Here is an 18,005-nt window from a genome sequence, read left to right as displayed (position 1 = left end):
ACGGGCTGGAAGGTCGCTATATACGGCCTTTGTTACTTTCAACAGTGCGCCAGCGCAAATTACGCAACGACAACCAAAATTTCTGAATATGTTCTTATTTTTGGCGTTCGCTCATGTTCTCAGGCTGACGCCGCTGCGCTTCATGCTCATCCAGCATTCGCAACACACGCTCCCGAATCATGGCCTCATGAAGTTCGGTCTGACGCACCTCGTCACGCAACGATTTCAGCAAAGACGCGGCCATGAAGACCATCAGCACCATAAACGGAAACGCAGCCACAATAGAGATCGTTTGCAACGCTTCCAACCCACCGGTCAGCAAAAGGACGGCAGCCACCCCCACCTGCACAACACCCCAGATTAAGCGTAGCGGGCGAGACGGCACCAAAACTCCTTTTGCGGTAAACATCCCCAAAACAAACGTCGCTGAATTAGCCGACGTAATCACAAACAGCACGATGACCAATAGCGTTAACAACCCTGTAAGGTCGTAGGCAGGCAGTAGATCCAGCATCCCGAAAAGCCCGGCACTTACCTCCTCGCTTACCAACATCCCCAGGCCGGCGCCCTCAAACATTTCGAAATACAGCGCTGAGCCACCAAATGTGGAGAACCACAAAGCACTGAGCAAAACAGGGGTACCAATAACGCCCAGCAAGAACTCCCGAATCGTTCGACCCCGCGAGATACGCGCAATGAACGAGCCAACGAACGGCGCCCAGGACAAACCCCATGCCCAATAAAAAATGGTCCACCGTTCAACCCAGTCTTCCCCTGTGTAAGGCGACATAACGAAACTCATGCCGAACATATTGTTGAAGTAGCCACCAACAGCATTGGTCATGGCCGCAGTAATAAAATCGGTCGGCCCTGCAAAGAATACGAAAACCAGTAGTACCGCTGCCAGCACCATATTCAAATCACTGACATAACGCACACCACTTTCCAAAGGAGCCATCGAGCACAACAAAAAGATTAGACTGACCCCTGCCAATATAAGCAGTTGCGAATCAACCGCAAACGGCAAACCAAACACAGCCTGAGCGCCGCTGTTAATCTGAATCATGCCAAGGCCCAGCGTTGTCGCCACCCCAAACACGGTTGATACAACAGCCAGAATATTAATGGCGTGCCCCACACCCCCATTAACCCGGTCGCCCAGTGTTGACCGGAATGCCTCACTGATCAGACCGCCCCGCTGCTGACGAAAACGCACATAGGCAATGGCCAACCCCACTACGGCGAAATTGGCCCACTGGTGAAAGCCCCAGTGAAAAAGGGAATACTGCATTGCTACACTTGCAGCCTGCGGGCTGTATGCCTCGCCTTGGCCCAGTGGCGGGGAAATAAAATGCGTCATGGGTTCGGCCACACCCCAGAAAACCAGCCCGACCCCCATACCGGCCGAAAAGATCATCCCCAGCCAGGACAAATACGAAAATTCCGGCGCTTCACCTTCTGCGCCCAACCGGATGTTGCCATAACGACTTAACGCGATGCCCAGGCAAAAAATCAGAAAGCCGGTAGTAATAACCAGGTAAAGCCAGCCAAAATGCGATGTTGTGAAGTTCAGTGCCTGGGAGGCGCCCGCCGCCAGTTCCGCTGGTTGCAATGCGCCACCCAGCACAAACAAACATAAAATCAATGCAGATATATAGAAAACCCAGCCCGGACGCCCTGAAGTCAAACCTCTTCTCCGATTTGTTTTGTGGGCGTTCTATATTAACTTACGTTAATTTCCTCCCTGAATGGTGCCTCGTGACCGCTCCCAGCAAAGGCGCAGCACACCCGGCGTTCCTGTACGCTTGGCGAAACGTAAAGAAGAGGCTTGCACCGAATACTTGACAGCGATAATATGAAATCACGATGAAAAGTGCTGCGGCGCTGCATCTGATTCGGTTTTGGTCACAGTGCCACAGAGGCTTGCCCTACAGGAGGTTGCCATGGCCGTACAAACACTGAATTTCAATGCCGACCTGAATAACGACGGCACGTATAGCCTATGGGAGTTCTGGCTGGTTGCCAAAGAGCTCTATCGCGTTCCCGGAAACCTTGTGGTCGAAGGACTGGGCAACATTCCATTCATGGCCGACGCACTTAATATCCGGGCCTCTGAGTCAGCCGGTTACGGCAGTTTGAACGGTACGCTGGCCGTTTTAATATCGTTGTTATTTTGGACGGTACTGCTTTTTACAGCGCTATCGTACTTATCGCCCGATGCCACCCCTCAGACGGATTCCGAACAAAAAAGCAACGAAGCTAATTCACATCAATCCGTACGAGAATCCGTAGGCGCCGCCCGACATCACAAGCATCACCACCCCGCTTCAACGTCGCCCATACCAGGCAAAGTCAGGCCGGCCTCGTTAAGCGGGCACTTGGTCAACAAGCCACGCAAGTTCGCCCACTCGCGTCTGCGTCGCCCGAACCACAACCTGTTTTTCTACAAACGTTCCAAGCCGCCCATATAAGGCCGCAACGCGTCTGGCACGATAACGGAACCGTCTTCCTGCTGGTAATTTTCCACCACAGCAACCAGTGCCCGCCCTACAGCCAGACCTGAGCCATTCAACGTGTGCAGATATTCAGGTTTACCTTTTTCAGGGCGGTAACGCGCCTGCAAACGGCGCGCCTGGAAGGCTTCACAGTTCGATACCGAAGAAATTTCGCGCCAGGTATTTTGCGCCGGCAGCCACACTTCAATGTCGTACGTTTTGGCTGCCCCAAAACCCATATCACCGCCACATAACAGCATGACGCGATACGGCACTTTCAACTTCTGCAAAACCGACTCGGCATGCTGCACCATTTCATCCAGGGCGGCGTATGACTCATCGGGATGCGTAATTTGGACTAGCTCAACCTTGTCGAATTGATGCTGACGGATCACGCCACGAACATCTCGCCCGCCGCTACCTGCCTCGGAACGAAAGCAGGGTGTGTGAGCGGTAAGCTTGATAGGCAGATCGGCAACAGGCGTGATCGTGTCACGCATCGACCCCGCCAACGTAATTTCCGAAGTGGAAATCAAATAAAGGTCTTCATGCTCAATCGGATTCCCATGCTCATCCACTGAATGATCATGCCCGCCTTTCGTCACCCAAAACATGTCGTCCTTGAACTTGGGCAACTGGCCCGTTCCATACAAGGTTGAACTGTTCACAATATAAGGCGTGTAGCACTCAGTGTAACCATGGGTTTCTGTTTGCAGATCGAGCATGAATTGCGCCATAGCACGATGCAAACGAGCAGCGTGGCCACGCAACATCATGAAACGCGACCCCGCCAATTTGCGCGCCGATTCGAAATCCAGCCCGAAACGTTCGGCTAGCGTGACGTGATCAAGCGGCTCGAATGCCAAAGGGGCGGGGTTGCCATTGGCGTCGGACTCTCCGGGAATCCAGCGGCGCACTTCAACATTATCGTCGGAAGACGCGCCTTCCGGCACCGACGGGTGCGGTATGTTGGGAATTGTCATGAGCCAATCACTCAATTCCGCCTGAATGTCCGACAACGCGTGTTCCAGCTCTTTGAGCTTGCCGGGAAGAGCTTGTGACTCTTCCATTTCCTTTGATGCATCTTCGCCGCGTGATTTCAATTGGCCAATCAGTTTCGACACAGCGTTGCGGCGCGCCTGCAGATTCTCTGTTTCAACCTGCACTGCCTTACGGCGCGCTTCCAGCGCCTCAAAACGCGCGGTATCGAAGGTGACACCGCGGCGGGCCAGCGCACTGACCACGCTGGATAAATCTTTACGCAACAACTGAGGGTCTAACATAATTGGCCTGAAACTATAAACTTAGCGAAACAACGCCCAATACCTTTACGCCAACGCGGCAATAGCAGTATTCAGCGTTGCACTGGGCTGCATTGCGGCGTCGGCCTTGGCGCTATCCGGACGATAATAACCACCGATATCAACCGGCTTGCCTTGGGTTGCCTTCAGCTCTTCCAGAATCTTCGCTTCATTTTCTTTGAGCGTTTTCGCCAATTGCGTAAACTTGCCCTGCAATTCTGTATCGGTGGTTTGTGAAGCCAGCGCTTGCGCCCAGAACATAATTAAATAGAAGTGGCTGCCGCGGTTATCAAGACCACCCACCTTACGCTCGGGCGACTTGTTTTCATCGAGCAACTTACCCGTAGCCTGATCAAGCGTTTCAGCGAGCAGTTTAGCGCGTGGGTTGTTGTAAGCATTACCCAGATGCTCCAGCGATGCCGCCAAAGCCAGGAACTCGCCCAACGAATCCCAACGCAGGAAGCCCTCTTCCACAAACTGCTGAACGTGTTTGGGCGCTGAACCACCCGCACCGGTTTCAAACAAACCACCACCGGCCATCAGCGGTACGATGGACAGCATTTTCGCACTGGTACCCACTTCCAGAATAGGGAACAGGTCGGTAAGGTAGTCGCGCAACACGTTGCCGGTCACCGAAATAGTGTCTTTACCTTGGCGAATGCGCTCGAGTGAGAACAGCGTGGCATCAACCGGCTTCATAATGCGGATATCCAGACCGTTTGTATCGTGGTCTTTCAGGTAGCGCTCTACCTTCTGAATCAGTTGGGCATCGTGACCGCGTTGTGCGTCAAGCCAGAAAACTGCCGGCGTGTTGCTTAGGCGTGCGCGTGTTACCGCCAGCTTGACCCAGTCTTGAATGGCGGCGTCTTTGGTTTGGCACATGCGCCACAAATCCCCTTTTTCCACCTCGTGCTCAAGCAACACGTTGCCCGCGGCATCGGTGACGCGCACCACGCCGTCGGCAGGAATCACAAAGGTTTTATCGTGAGAACCGTATTCTTCAGCCGCCTGCGCCATCAGGCCGACGTTAGGCACACTGCCCATCGTTGCCGGGTCAAGGGCACCATTTTTCTTGCAGTCTTCAATAACCGCCTGATACACGCCGGAATAGCAGCGATCTGGAATCACAGCCTTCGCTTCCTGCTGCTCACCTTTTGAATTCCACATGGTGCCGGAATCACGCACCACGACAGGCATAGAAGCATCGATAATGACGTCGCTGGGCACGTGCAGGTTGGTGATGCCTTTATCGGAATTCACCATGGCCAACGAAGGGCGCTCGTTATACAAAGCGTCGATATCAGCCTTGATCGCATTTTGCTGATCTTCAGGTAACGCCGCGATTTTTGCGTACAAATCGCCAATGCCGTTGTTGGGATCAAAACCAATCTTTTCAAGCGTATCAGCGTGCTTGGCCAATACCTCTTTATAGAAAACCGACACCACATGACCAAAAATTACCGGGTCGGACACCTTCATCATGGTCGCTTTCAGATGCACGGAAAACAGCACACCCTGTTTTTTGGCATCTTCAATTTGCGCTTCCAGAAAGCTGCGTAATTTGCCGGCCGACAGCACTGCCGCATCAATGACTTCACCGGCTTTCAAGGCGGTTTTTTCTTTCAAAACCGTTTTGCCGCCGTCTTTTGCAGTCAATTCGATTTTGACATCGCCCGCCTGGTCGACCGTAACCGATTTCTCACTACCATAAAAGTCGCCCTCTTCCATGCTGGCGACATGCGCTTTGGAATCGGACTTCCAGGCGCCCATACGATGCGGATGCTTGCGCGCATAATTCTTTACCGACAAAGGCGCCCGGCGATCAGAGTTACCTTCGCGCAAAACGGGATTGACCGCACTGCCTTTGACTTTGTCGTAACGTGCCTTAATGTCTTTTTCTTCATCGTTCTTGGGCTCGTCGGGATAATCAGGCAAGGCGTAGCCCTGAGCCTGCAATTCTTTAATTGCTGCTTTCAGTTGGGGAATAGAGGCACTGATATTCGGTAATTTAATAATGTTGGCTTCCGGCTTTTTCGCCAGCTCACCTAACTCGGCCAACGCATCGGGGGTTTTCTGCTCGGCAGTCAGCTTATCGGGAAACACCGCCAAAATTCGCCCCCCCAGCGAGATGTCACGCGTTTCCATGGCGATCCCGGCGGTGCGCGCAAAAGCCTCTACCATGGGAAGCAGGGAATGGGTTGCCAGAGCAGGCGCCTCGTCGGTCAGGGTATAGATAATCTTAGAAGTCATAGTTTCCTCGTAAACCTGGGTTGGGCTTTTAAATCTTATATAAGATACAAGACAATGATCGTATTATAACGACCACATCACTGCAACGACATTCCTTCAACAATTTCACGGCCGAAGCCCGAACAAGATACTTGACTGGCACCTGGCATCAGACGGGCAAAATCATAGGTAACCACCTTCCGTTCAATCGCGGCCTCAAGCCCCTTCAGAATCAGATCGGCCGCCTCAATCCAGCCCATATGACGCAACATCATCTCGGCTGAAAGAATGGCGGAGCTTGGGTTGACGTAGTCTTTTCCTGCATATTGGGGGGAAGAACCATGGGTTACCTCGAACAACGCAACGGTATCCGAAAGGTTCGCGCCCGGCGCAATCCCGGTGCCCCCAATTTGCGCCGCCAGTGCTGAAGAAAAATAGTCGCCATTCAGATTCGACGTCGCAATGACATCGAACTCCATCGGTCGCAACAGCGATTGAGCCAAGAAAGCATCAGCCAACGTATCTTTCACAACGATGTCCCGACCGGTGCGGGGATTACGAATGCGGCACCGAGGGCCGCCGTCGACCAGTTGTGCATCAAATTCCGTGCGCGCCAACTCGTATCCCCAATCACGAAATGCCCCTTCGGTAAATTTCATAATATTGCCCTTATGTACCAGCGTGACCGAATGACGATCGTGATCAATGGCGTATTGAATCGCTTTTCGCACGAGTCGTTGGGTACCTTCGCGAGAGATGGGCTTAATGCCGATAGCGGTTGTGTCGGGGAATCGGATCTGGCTGCTTTGCAATTCATCCTGAAGAAACTGAATGAGTGCGTGTGCTTGTTTCGACTCGGCCGGGTATTCAATTCCCGCATACACGTCTTCGGCGTTCTCCCTGAAAAGCACCATATTGGTTCTTTCCGGATGACACACCGGTGAAGGCACGCCTTTGATGTAGCGCAACGGCCGCAACGAGACATATAAATCGAGCTGCTGGCGTAAAGCCACATTGAACGAACGAATACCACTGCTTACCGGGGTGGTAAGCGGGCCTTTAATGGCGACGCTGAAGTCCTTGATTGCTTGCACCGTTTCTTTCGGCAAACCTTCTTCGCCATAGATCTGCGCTGCCTTGGCTCCGGCGTACACTTCCATCCAATGAATGGCACGGCGCCCGGCATAGGCCTTATCAACCGCGGCATCAGTCACGCTGCGCATCACCGGCATAATATCCGCTCCGGTACCGTCGCCCTCGATAAAAGGAATTACGGGTTGGTCGGGAACCTGCAGCCCCCCAACAGCATCAACGCAAATTTTTTCCCCTGAGCCGGGCACCTTAATATGTTGGTATGTCATGATTTAACCTCGTCGTCCAGGCTACGCAAGAACGCCATTTTTTCAGCAATTTTTATTTCCATGCCGCGCGCAACCGGCTGATACCAATTTTGCGCCGGCATGCCCTCCGGCAAATAGGTTTCGCCGGCCGCATAGCCGTGCGGCTCATCATGGGCATAACGATACGCATGCCCATACCCTAACTCTTTCATTAGCCGCGTAGGCGCATTACGTAAATGCACAGGCACCTCACGACTTTTATCTTGTTTTACAAATGCCTTTGCTTGATTGTACGCAACATAGCCGGCATTACTTTTGGCGGCAATGGCCAGATACATAACGGCTTGTGCGAGTGCCAATTCACCCTCGGGAGAACCCAGACGATCGTATGTAACTGCCGCCTCGTTGGCGATCTGCATGGCCCGGGGGTCTGCCAAACCAATATCCTCCCATGCCATACGGATAATTCTGCGCGCAAGATACTTGGGATCGGCCCCGCCGTCCAACATGCGACAAAGCCAGTACAAGGAAGCGTCTGGATTCGAGCCCCGAACGGACTTATGCAAAGCACTGATTTGATCGTAAAACGCATCGCCCCCTTTGTCGAAACGGCGCAAGTTCTGCGATAAGGCAACCTCCAGCCATTCGGGATCAATCAGCGACCGACCCGCCGCGCGGGCCGCTTCGGCCACCACTTCCACTGCGTTGATCAAACGACGGGCGTCACCGTCAGCCCAGGCAGCCAACTGTTTGCATGCGTCGTCGCTGAGCGTCAGCACGCCGGCATTCGCTTCGCGGGTTTCATCGTCATTCAATACCGCCAAAGCTTGGGCCGCCAATCGCGTTAAGTCTTCTGGTGAAAGCGGCTCGAGAACATAGACCCTGGCCCGAGACAATAACGCTGAGTTCACCTCAAATGACGGGTTTTCAGTGGTCGCGCCAATAAAAGTGAACAGGCCGCTTTCAACATACGGCAAGAAAGCGTCTTGCTGCGCTTTATTGAAGCGATGCACTTCATCAACAAACAAAATGGTGCGGCGCCCCTGGCCTTGCGCCACCTGTGCGGCAGTGACGGCGTCACGTATATCTTTGACCCCCCCCAATACAGCGGAGATAGCCAGAAATTGAGCATCGAATCCAGCGGCCATCAATCGAGCCAACGTGGTTTTACCCACACCTGGAGGCCCCCAGAAGATCATTGAATGCGGTCGCCCCGACTCAAAGGCAACACGCAACGGCTTGCCTTCACCCAACAAATGTATTTGCCCTGCAACCTGATCCAATGTGCGAGGCCGCAAGCGCTCCGCCAAAGGCGCCCCGGAAGCCAACTTATGGGAAGTGTGAGAAAAAAGATCCATTACTGCCGCAAAACGACATGATCGACGCCATCGGGAACGACAAACCGGAAGGCGTCATCGGGGAGCTCCGGGTTTGTTCGTACCGACTCAAAACGAATCACGGTGGTTTGCCCGAAACCGTCAAGCAGCTTCAGTTCAACCGGCAGGCCGTCCTTAAAGCCCAGATCAACGTGTTGAAATCCGGCATCCGCGCTATTTGGTTTGGCCCGTAACCAGGCAACACCGTTCTTGGCCGGTAACTCTTGAATTTCAAAAGCCTCTTCCAACTCGCCCGAACCAAACAGAATGGCCGCAGGCGACGCCCCGACAGACTCGTCCACCGACCGCTCGGTTACCTGTGCCAGATCGGGGTCGTATTGCATGACCTGCCGACCGTTGGAAACGATTAACTGTTCGTAAGGCTGAATAATTTCCCATTTAAATCGACCGGGCCGCTTGAAGGAAAAGTCGCCGGTTTGCGGGGCCTTTGTTTCACCTGTTTGCGTTTCAGTTTGCTGGGAGAACTTACCGGACGCGGCTTGAACCTGCTCGTTGAACTGGCTTAATTGCGCCCGCGCACTGGTTTGGGCCTGGCCCAACATTGGCAACACACCGATAACAACAGCCAGCAAGAAAGATTTAATCTGCATTAGCGGAATCTCCAGGGACCAGAATTTCACGATTGCCATTTGCCTGCATGGCCGACACCAGTCCGGCTTGCTCCATTTGTTCCAGCAACCGTGCCGCGCGGTTATAACCAATGCGCAAATGACGTTGAACCGAGGAAATAGACGCCCGTTTGTTCTTAAGAATGACCTCAACCGCCTGATCGTACAAAGGATCGGTTTCTGCGTCGGCAAATCCGGTAACACTGCTTACGCCATCACCTGTTTCACCCTCAACCGCTCCTTCCAGCAAGCCCTCAACGTAATTTGGCTCACCCTGCTCTTTCAAGCGCTCCACCACACGATGGACTTCGTCGTCGCTGACGAACGCACCATGCACCCGTACCGGCAATGCTGTGCCGGGAGGCATATAAAGCATATCGCCCTGGCCCAACAGTGTTTCCGCCCCCATTTGATCCAAAATGGTGCGGGAATCAACCTTGGAGGAGACCTGGAAAGCAATACGTGTCGGAATATTTGCCTTGATCAAACCGGTAATTACGTCGACACTGGGGCGCTGTGTCGCCAAAACAAGATGAATCCCTGCAGCGCGGGCTTTCTGCGCCAAACGCGCAATCAGCTCCTCGATTTTCTTGCCCACAACCATCATCAAATCGGCCAGCTCATCGATAACGACCACAATGGTCGGCAACGTCGATAACGGTTCGGGCTCGTCGGGAGTTAGAGAGAAGGGATTCGGAATAGTTTCACCGCGTTTGGTGGCTTCACGAATTTTGTTGTTGTAACCCGCCAAATTACGCACACCCATTTTGCTCATCAACCGATAGCGCTTTTCCATTTCGCCCACGCACCAGTTCAAGGCGTTGGCGGCATGACGCATATCGGTTACAACCGGCGCAAGCAAATGCGGAATCCCTTCGTAAATACTCATTTCAAGCATTTTCGGATCAATCAGGATCAACCGTGTTTGCGACGCGTCGGCCTTGTACAAAAGCGACAGAATCATGGCGTTGATTCCGACCGACTTACCCGAGCCGGTTGTGCCGGCCACCAAAAGGTGAGGCATCTTGGCCAAGTCGGCCACCACCGGGTTGCCGGCAATATCCTTACCCAAAGCGATGGTGAGCGTCGACGCGCCGGAGTGATAAGTTTGCGAGCCGATAATCTCGGATAGCTTCACCATTTGCCGGCGCGGGTTAGGAAGCTCAAGCCCCATTAGATTCTTGCCGGGAATGGTTTCCACCACACGGATGCTAACCAAACTGAGCGCACGTGCCAAGTCTTTGGCCAGATTCACAATTTGACTGCCTTTCACACCAGTGTCGGGCTCAATTTCGTAACGCGTAATGACCGGACCAGCCTGGGCGGCCACAACCGTGACCCTCACCCCGAAATCAGACAATTTCTTCTCGATGAGGCGCGAGGTGAACTCAATGGTTTCCGGCGAAACCGTTTCCGGGGCATCTGTTACGGCGTCCAACAATCCAATTTCAGGAATATCCCCCGAAGCATCGGAGGGTGGCGCAAACAAAGTTTTCTGTTTTTCTTTTTCGGCACGTGCAGACCGCGGAATCGCCACAATGGCCGGCTCGATGCGAACCGGCTGCTCGTGCACCAGCTTTTCCTGAGTGGCAACCACTTTCTCTTCACGTTCAGCCTTTTTGGTTTCTCCTACCTTGCGATCTTCACGAGCAACTTTGAACTGCCAAAGGCGAACCAGTAAACGTTCAACCGCGGCCCCGACCCGCTCAACCACATTAAGCCAGGAAAAACGGAAAAACAGACTTGCGCCCACTGCAATAAACACCAGCAGTAATAGCGACGAGCCTGTCATTCCCAAAAGATACGCCAGCGCCTGACCCAATAACTTGCCCAGTTCGCCGCCGGCCCCTGCCGGCAGGGCCGCCGCGACCGTGGGTCGCTGCAACGCTTCAGTACCCATGACGCCGATAAACAGAAGAAAAAAACCAACCCCGACTTCCCAACGCAGGCGGGGTAAAGGGTCTGGCCGCGCCGAATCAGGCATCAAGTGACCGGTGAGGCGATAAAACCCGACCGCAACACGTTGCGCAAGCAGAATCACCCAAAGCCAGGCCGAATAACCGAATAGGAACAACAACAAATCGGCAATATAAGCGCCCAGCGTACCGCCACGGTTCAATGTTACGCTAGAGTGCACGGAGTGCGACCAGCCGGGGTCAGACGGCGACCAGGTCGCCAGCACCAATGCCAGCCAAGACGCCAGTGCGGCGAAGAAAATCCAACGCGCCTCGCGCAGCAAACCGGATACCCGGGTTTGCAGGGGTGAGGGGCCATTGCGCACATTGCGCGAGGAACGGGTAGGTGCTGCCGGTAATCTAGACATGGACTCATTATAATTGGCTGACACTAATTTCGGATATTCTGTCATGACCACTGCAAAACACGCCAAAGTCATCATTCTTGGATCCGGCCCTGCCGGCTATACCGCGGCCGTCTATGCTGCCCGCGCCAACCTGAAACCCGTTCTCATCACCGGGCTTGAACAGGGAGGCCAGCTCATGACCACAACAGATGTCGACAACTGGCCTGCAGATGCAGCCGGCGTGCAAGGCCCCGACCTCATGCAGCGTTTCCAGGAACATGCTGAACGCTTCGAAACCGAGATGGTATTCGACCATATCGCCGGCGTCGACTTATCAAAACGACCCTTTACCCTTAATGGAGACTCAGGCGACGTCTACACATGCGACGCCCTGATCATCGCCACCGGCGCGTCGGCCCAATACCTGGGTCTTCCGTCTGAAGAGGCGTTCATGGGTCGCGGCGTATCCGCGTGCGCGACATGCGACGGTTTTTTCTATAAAAAACAAGATGTTGTAGTCGTTGGCGGCGGCAATACGGCGGTTGAAGAAGCACTCTACCTTTCAAATATATGCAACTCTGTTACGTTAATTCACCGCCGCGACAAGTTCCGCGCCGAACCCATCATGGTCGACAAAATGATGGAAAAGGTCAACAACGGCAACATGCGCCTGAAGCTTTTCTATGAATTGCAAGAGGTTTTGGGCGACAACAGCGGCGTCACGGGTGTACGTATCCGCAATAACCAATCCAACGAAACTGAAGACCTCGATGTTACCGGTGTGTTTATTGCCATCGGCCACAAACCCAATACAGATATCTTCAGCGGCCAACTGGATATGGAAAATGGCTACATCATTACGAAAAGTGGTTTGAACGGTTTGGCAACGATGTCGTCGGTGCCAGGTGTCTTTGCTGCCGGAGACGTCCAGGATCATGTTTATCGTCAAGCCATTACCAGCGCCGGCACGGGTTGTATGGCGGCACTGGACGCACAGCGCTGGTTGGAGAATGAAGCTTAATAAACACGGCTTGACCGACCTTAAAAAGTTGCACCGACAAGCTTTGGCGGAACCGCCCGAAAAATCAGTCGAACCTGCAGAAAGGCCGAACCATGCCTTAAAAAATCCGCAGGGTCGCCCTTCCGATTCGGGCATCGCTGCTCAAACACTCACGCCTGAAGACCGCGCGTTGTTTAAACGCGCGGTGCGCACAGTTAAACCACTTCGACCTTCGAATATTGTCATTTTGCCGCCCACGCCCAAAGCACACCCCAACGTATTAAGGCAAAAACGGCAATCGGCAACAGGTCGTAACACGGAACCCCTGTCGCAACGCTTTTCCGACCACTACCACCCGTCTCAACCTAAATGGGAACCGGGGAGCTATCTTAGGTTAGGCACTGGCCCCGACGTACTGAAAAACCTAAAACGCGGGAAATGGCCCATTACAGCCAGCCTGGACCTGCATGGTGCAACTCTGGACGAAGCGCGCACGCGCCTGGAGCAGTTCTTGCAGTCATGCCTTTCTCATCGGGTGAAATGCGTCCGTATCGTTCACGGCAAAGGTTACGGCTCGCGCGAAGGAACACCCGTGCTGAAGGATTCAGTTAGAAGATGGTTAACGCAATTCGACGACGTCATTGCATTTACCGAATGCAATGAACAGAATGGCGGGGCGGGTGCGGTACAGGTTTTGCTTGATATTCCCAAAACCCAATCGATTGATTAACAAGTAATAACAAAGCAAAATACAAAGGCCGGTGAATATTCACCGGCCTTTGCTTTTCTTGATTATTATGGGTACCGCTTCCTGCCATTTAATGGCAGATATAGTTTTATATCCGAATTATCGGTTTGCCCATGCAGGGCTTGTCTCCTCACCTGCATGAAACGAATTGTGCACGACTTGCTACAACTTGACACTTAGGGATTGCACTTAGGTCGTGCATAAAGTTACTAAATGGTGCAATCGGTACTCACCACCTTAGGCGTAGCGCACCATTTTGGGGCAAAAAGTTCCGTTTCAAGTGGAATTCTCGTCACATTACCGCCAAACAAGCATCTATTCGAGCCCGGCTTTTCTGCTAAAGTGCAACACATGTCTTTGAAGCCATACACTGTTTAAGTAGGGCAGCAATGCCTGAAGCGCCCCCTGGAATGAAGCAACGACGCACACTCGGTCTGGTTCTGGTCATCAACCTCATCCTTGGCGGGTGCACGGCCATTAACAATCCCAACGGCAAAGGCCCCAGCAACGAAGACATGACGTTTGACCAAATGGTACAAACCGACTTCAACCGCACGGTCACGATTGCCATGCGAGACAACCTCGATAGTTTGAAAGTGCTCACTGAAAAGCTATATCGTCGTAACCCGAACCAATGGCGCAAGACGACCGCAGAAAATATTGAAGAAGCCATTAAGCGCAGCAACACGGCGATTGACGCACGCACGCCGCCCAGCGCACTGCGGGGTTTGAGCGATATACAAATTCTGTCTGTTTCGCTGGATCCCACCTACCCGGGCGACCGGGTTGCGGCGTTTGTGTATGGTTTGGCCGATACCATTATCCGCGCACACAACGGCAAAACCCGCTTCTACGTAACTGACTCAATCGACGCACAACATGTATTCAATGCCGCACGCAACGTAGAAATTGCGGCATGGCTACTGGCCACACGCAAAGACAAACATAACCAGCCTTTATTGTTGGCTAATGAAATCGGCCCCGACGGCACCAACTTAAGTTTCGAACGGGAATTCGGCCAAATCATCGGGCGGCTCGATCTGATTGCCAACCTCATGGACGAAAACCTGCGACGCGTCGGCATCAACTACGTTCAAGGTTTGCTGTTTTTTAATTTTCTGCCAGTGCGCTGAAACGTCGGGCACGTCGTTTTCTGGCCCAAATCACAACACCCGTTATTGCCAAAGCTGCCACAAGCAAACCCATTACCGACATTAAAATACGGCCAAACAAACCTAAAATACGCCCGGAATGCAACGGAAACTGCAGTTGCACGAAAATATCTGCGGCGGTTCCCTTCCAAGGTACGTATTCTCCAAGATATCGACCGTCTTGAGCATCAAAATACATATTCGCTATTTCCATACCCCCGCTGGAATGGTCGGCTCCGGGATGAAAGAATGCCACACTATAAAAACCCATGTTTCTGGCGTAAAAAATGCCGGCAGGCGGACGCTCCCACTGCTCCTGCCGCCCTCTTTCCAGGGCCAGTCGGTGTATGTCCGTGAAAGTGAGGTTGGGCTCGATCGGCTGGTTAAATGGGGTCGACGGCCGGGTTTCAAAAGGACCCGGCGTCACCTTGGAAACCAAGGACATCGCCGGGTAAAACACTTCCCTGTACAGATTCAGGGAAAAAGACGTAAACGCAATAATAAAAATCAAACCCCATGCCCATAGGCCAATAGCACGATGGTAGTCAAAATTCAATTTGTACGCCCCAGCATTCAAGCGCATTTTCCACGCAGGTTTCCAGCGCTGAAACCAACTGGCTCTTGAACGCGCGGTTGTTGAACGCGCAGATGAATTTCGTTTGGGCAGCGTTAAATAGAAGCCAATAAAACTATCCAGCAACCACACTAAAGCAATGATCCCCATTAGCTGATAACCCCAGCGATCAGAGCCCCAAAAAGCCGGAACATGCAAATTCTCGTGCAACTGACGCAAAAATGGCATTAGCGTGCGCGTTGAAAGGGATACATTCGACGTATCGCGCTGCCCGATTATTTCACCGGTTACCGGATCCATGAAAACCTGGTCGTAACCCAAATCGTACAATTGCCCATCCGGCCCAACCCTTGGCTGCACCATGAATGACACAGAATGCCCTGCTTCATATTGCAAAGGCATATAGACAACCTGCGCGCGCGGATCGCCGGCTTCAACCCGACCCGCCAGCTCGTCGAACGGTAAGAAAGTCCCTTCTGAACTGACCGTATAGAGGTCTTTGTTCAACCATTCATCAATTTGATGTTCCCAGGAAATCACCGCACCGGTTAAACCGGCGACAACCAGAAAAAGGGCAATAAACAACCCGACCCAACGGTGCAATAAAGTGGCGACCCGACGCAACATAAAATCAATAACCTGTCGTATACGCCATTAATACTCGAGAGACGCCGAGAGCATGAACGTGCGAGGTGCGCCAACGGTAAGGTAACTTGAACCTGGGTAGCCACCTGCCGACGCCCAATAGTTCTTGTTTGCCACGTTTAAAACATCGGCACGCAATGTAAGCAAGTGGCCTTGCACCTCGGTAAGATAGCGCGCGCCCAAATCAACACGGGTCCAGGCCGGAATTTGCTGTGTATTGGCAGCGTCAACATATTGCGATGAAGTGTGCACCACACGGCCACTTAAAGTCAGCCCACTGGAACCGGGCACATCCCACTCAAGCCCTGCATTAGCAATAAATTTGGGTGCCCCAATAGCGCGGTTACCGTCATTCGCGCCGCCCACCGTTTGCTGTTGTTTTGCATCAAGGAAGGTCATGCCACCCAATACACGCAAACCACGCATCGGCTCACCATAAAAAGTTAATTCCGCGCCACGATTACGCTGTTTTCCGTAAACACCATAGATGCGCGTAGCTGGATCAACATAGGCGGTAGGTTGATCCAGCGTAAACAAAGAAGCACCCAAGCCGATGTCACCGTTATCGAACTTGATACCCACCTCTTTCTGTTTCGTTTTGACTGCATCAAAAGTGGCGCCCAGATTTACCGGTACTGGATTAAAACCCGAGGCCGGGCCAACTTGTGTGAGCCCTTCAATATAATTGGCGTACAGTGAAATAGTATCGGTAGGTTTAACCACCAAACCCACCACCGGCGAAATGGCGGTGGAACGATTCGACGGCTGGTTTGCCTGGCCTGTGTTGTAGTCGTACGATTGATTGTCGATTACCTGATAGCGAGCTCCAACCGTCAGTAAAACGCGCTCTTGTGCGAATGCCAGCGTATCGGAAATAGCAATGCTGTGATTACGCGTTTGCAGTGTGCGCTTGGGATCATCCAACGACCCTCCCGACAACGAGGGTGCCGCCGGCAAAGGTTGCGTTACCGGGTTGTACAAATTCGAATTGGTGGTTGGATAGTACTCGTAGGCGTTCTTGCTTTCAAAATGATAGAAATTAAGCGCAACATTCACTTTGTGCCCAACTGAACCGGTTTCAAATTCCGCCCGCGCCCCAATCTCACCGGTTAACACGCTGTCTTTACGTTCCCCACGAAAAGCGTTCTGAGTCATATCACCCATTGCGTTAGTGACCGTCGGATTAGCAAGCAAAGAAGACTCTTCACTTTCTCTCATACCCAATGCCGCCCAGGCAACAATGCGGTCGGTCACATCGAACTCGCCACGTAAGGTGCCAAAAACATCGCGGGCGTTGGAAAACGTGTAGTCTTGCGCCACATTGCGTTCTGCATCAATAGCCGATGGAATTTCGAGTCCCGAGGCAAACGTGATGCTGGGCTGACTTCTTTTAAGGCGATGATCTTGCCAACCAATGTCGGCAGACAGACGGGCGCGGTCACCTTTCCAGTCGACACCTAAACCGACAGCGCCTAATCGTCGGTGCTCGTCATCCACTGCACTACCACCCGAGCGCGTGACCGCATTTAGCCGTATCCCCGTGCGACTCTCCGAGCCAAACCGCCGAGCCATATCCACGGCTACATAACCCTGATTCCCACTTTCCCAGCCGGCAGACCCACGCATAAGCGGCTCATTAGGCGCCCGCTTGGGTACCACATTGATTGAGCCTCCCAAACCGCTGTTACCCGGAGCCGCCCCGTTGAGAAAAGCGTTGGCCCCTCTGAAAACATCAAGACGCTCGATAAACTCAGCAGCCAGATACTGCCGGGGCAGCAGCCCATACAACCCGTTGTATGTAACGTCGTCGGAATAAAGCGGAAACCCGCGGATCATGTAAAGCTGCTGGTAATTGCCAAACCCCCGTGCAATGCGCACCGTGGGATCACTTTGAAGAATATCCGCCACACTGTGGGCCTGCTGATCACGGATAAACTGGTTTGTATATTCCACACTGTTGAACGGCATATCCATTACATCTACCGTTCCCAATATGCCCAGCCTACTGCCGGTGGCCACCTGCCCTCCAGCAAATACGGGCGATAAGCCTTCAGAAGAAGCATCTGCGCTGGCTTCCACCACAATGGGCTTTAGCGTTTGTACTGATGATTCCTGTGCGCTTGCAGCCCCCCATGACCCCATTAGCGCGAGAGAAAATCCTATAAACGGAACGGTACGATTCATAATAATGTTGATATTGATATTGAAAATTATT

Annotated in this window: 13 protein-coding genes; 4 read left to right on the top strand and 9 right to left on the bottom strand. The window is 52.9% G+C overall.

Going from position 1 to position 18,005, the window contains the following annotated elements; all coding sequences use genetic code 11:
* Positions 1-94: 94 nt before the first annotated feature.
* A complete protein-coding gene (locus tag G9Q38_RS07525; RefSeq protein ID WP_166129535.1) occupies positions 95-1,687 on the bottom strand; it encodes a BCCT family transporter in 1,593 nt (530 codons plus the stop codon).
* 256 nt (positions 1,688-1,943) lie between these two features.
* Between G9Q38_RS07525 and G9Q38_RS07520 the strand changes: the two genes are divergently transcribed.
* Complete coding sequence (locus G9Q38_RS07520) at positions 1,944-2,471, top strand: hypothetical protein (protein ID WP_166129533.1); 528 nt, start codon at positions 1,944-1,946, stop codon at positions 2,469-2,471.
* On the opposite strand, the gene serS is transcribed toward G9Q38_RS07520, so the two are convergent.
* The 6 genes from serS to G9Q38_RS07490 form a co-directional block, all read right to left on the bottom strand.
* Positions 2,444-3,778 (bottom strand): serine--tRNA ligase, encoded by a 1,335-nt coding sequence (gene serS / locus G9Q38_RS07515; RefSeq protein WP_166129530.1) that lies wholly within the window; start codon positions 3,776-3,778, stop codon positions 2,444-2,446. The two genes, G9Q38_RS07520 and serS, sit on opposite strands and share 28 nt — an antisense overlap.
* A 45-nt stretch (positions 3,779-3,823) precedes the next feature.
* Positions 3,824-6,046: an NADP-dependent isocitrate dehydrogenase gene (locus tag G9Q38_RS07510; protein ID WP_166129528.1), complete on the bottom strand. Its 2,223-nt coding sequence runs from the start codon at positions 6,044-6,046 to the stop codon at positions 3,824-3,826.
* A 77-nt stretch (positions 6,047-6,123) separates the two neighbouring features.
* Complete coding sequence (gene icd / locus G9Q38_RS07505) at positions 6,124-7,386, bottom strand: NADP-dependent isocitrate dehydrogenase (RefSeq protein ID WP_166129525.1); 1,263 nt, start codon at positions 7,384-7,386, stop codon at positions 6,124-6,126.
* Positions 7,383-8,723, bottom strand: coding sequence for a replication-associated recombination protein A (locus G9Q38_RS07500; protein WP_166129522.1), 1,341 nt, complete (start codon positions 8,721-8,723; stop codon positions 7,383-7,385). The genes icd and G9Q38_RS07500 overlap by 4 nt, the downstream gene beginning before the upstream one ends.
* Positions 8,723-9,352 carry an outer membrane lipoprotein periplasmic chaperone LolA gene (lolA, locus tag G9Q38_RS07495; protein ID WP_166129520.1) on the bottom strand — a complete coding sequence of 210 codons (630 nt, stop codon included), beginning with the start codon at positions 9,350-9,352 and terminating at the stop codon, positions 8,723-8,725. The genes G9Q38_RS07500 and lolA overlap by 1 nt, the downstream gene beginning before the upstream one ends.
* On the bottom strand, positions 9,342-11,693 hold the full coding sequence (locus G9Q38_RS07490; RefSeq protein ID WP_166129517.1) for a DNA translocase FtsK: 2,352 nt from the start codon (positions 11,691-11,693) through the stop codon (positions 9,342-9,344). The genes lolA and G9Q38_RS07490 overlap by 11 nt, the downstream gene beginning before the upstream one ends.
* A gap of 43 nt (positions 11,694-11,736) precedes the next feature.
* Here G9Q38_RS07490 and trxB point away from each other — a divergent pair, with 43 nt between their 5' ends.
* The 3 genes from trxB to G9Q38_RS07475 all read left to right on the top strand — a co-directional run bounded on the left by trxB (position 11,737) and on the right by G9Q38_RS07475 (position 14,553).
* Positions 11,737-12,693: a thioredoxin-disulfide reductase gene (gene trxB, locus G9Q38_RS07485; protein ID WP_166129515.1), complete on the top strand. Its 957-nt coding sequence runs from the start codon at positions 11,737-11,739 to the stop codon at positions 12,691-12,693.
* Positions 12,683-13,402 (top strand): Smr/MutS family protein, encoded by a 720-nt coding sequence (locus G9Q38_RS07480; RefSeq protein WP_166129512.1) that lies wholly within the window; start codon positions 12,683-12,685, stop codon positions 13,400-13,402. Before trxB ends, G9Q38_RS07480 begins: the two co-directional genes overlap by 11 nt.
* 407 nt (positions 13,403-13,809) lie before the next feature.
* The gene (locus tag G9Q38_RS07475; protein ID WP_228276215.1) at positions 13,810-14,553 is read left to right on the top strand and encodes a hypothetical protein; all 744 of its coding nucleotides are present in this window, start codon (positions 13,810-13,812) and stop codon (positions 14,551-14,553) included.
* On the opposite strand, the gene G9Q38_RS07470 is transcribed toward G9Q38_RS07475, so the two are convergent.
* Both G9Q38_RS07470 and G9Q38_RS07465 read right to left on the bottom strand, forming a co-directional pair.
* Positions 14,531-15,772, bottom strand: coding sequence for a PepSY-associated TM helix domain-containing protein (locus G9Q38_RS07470; protein WP_228276214.1), 1,242 nt, complete (start codon positions 15,770-15,772; stop codon positions 14,531-14,533). The two genes, G9Q38_RS07475 and G9Q38_RS07470, sit on opposite strands and share 23 nt — an antisense overlap.
* Positions 15,773-15,799: 27 nt before the next feature.
* On the bottom strand, positions 15,800-17,974 hold the full coding sequence (locus tag G9Q38_RS07465) for a TonB-dependent receptor (protein WP_166129509.1): 2,175 nt from the start codon (positions 17,972-17,974) through the stop codon (positions 15,800-15,802).
* Positions 17,975-18,005 lie beyond the last annotated feature (31 nt).

It is taken from the genome of Pusillimonas sp. DMV24BSW_D, assembly GCF_011388195.1.
GTDB lineage: Bacteria > Pseudomonadota > Gammaproteobacteria > Burkholderiales > Burkholderiaceae_B > Neopusillimonas > Neopusillimonas aestuarii.
The sequence above is the reverse complement of the archived record's forward strand: the minus strand, read 5'-3'. Positions and strand labels throughout refer to the sequence as shown.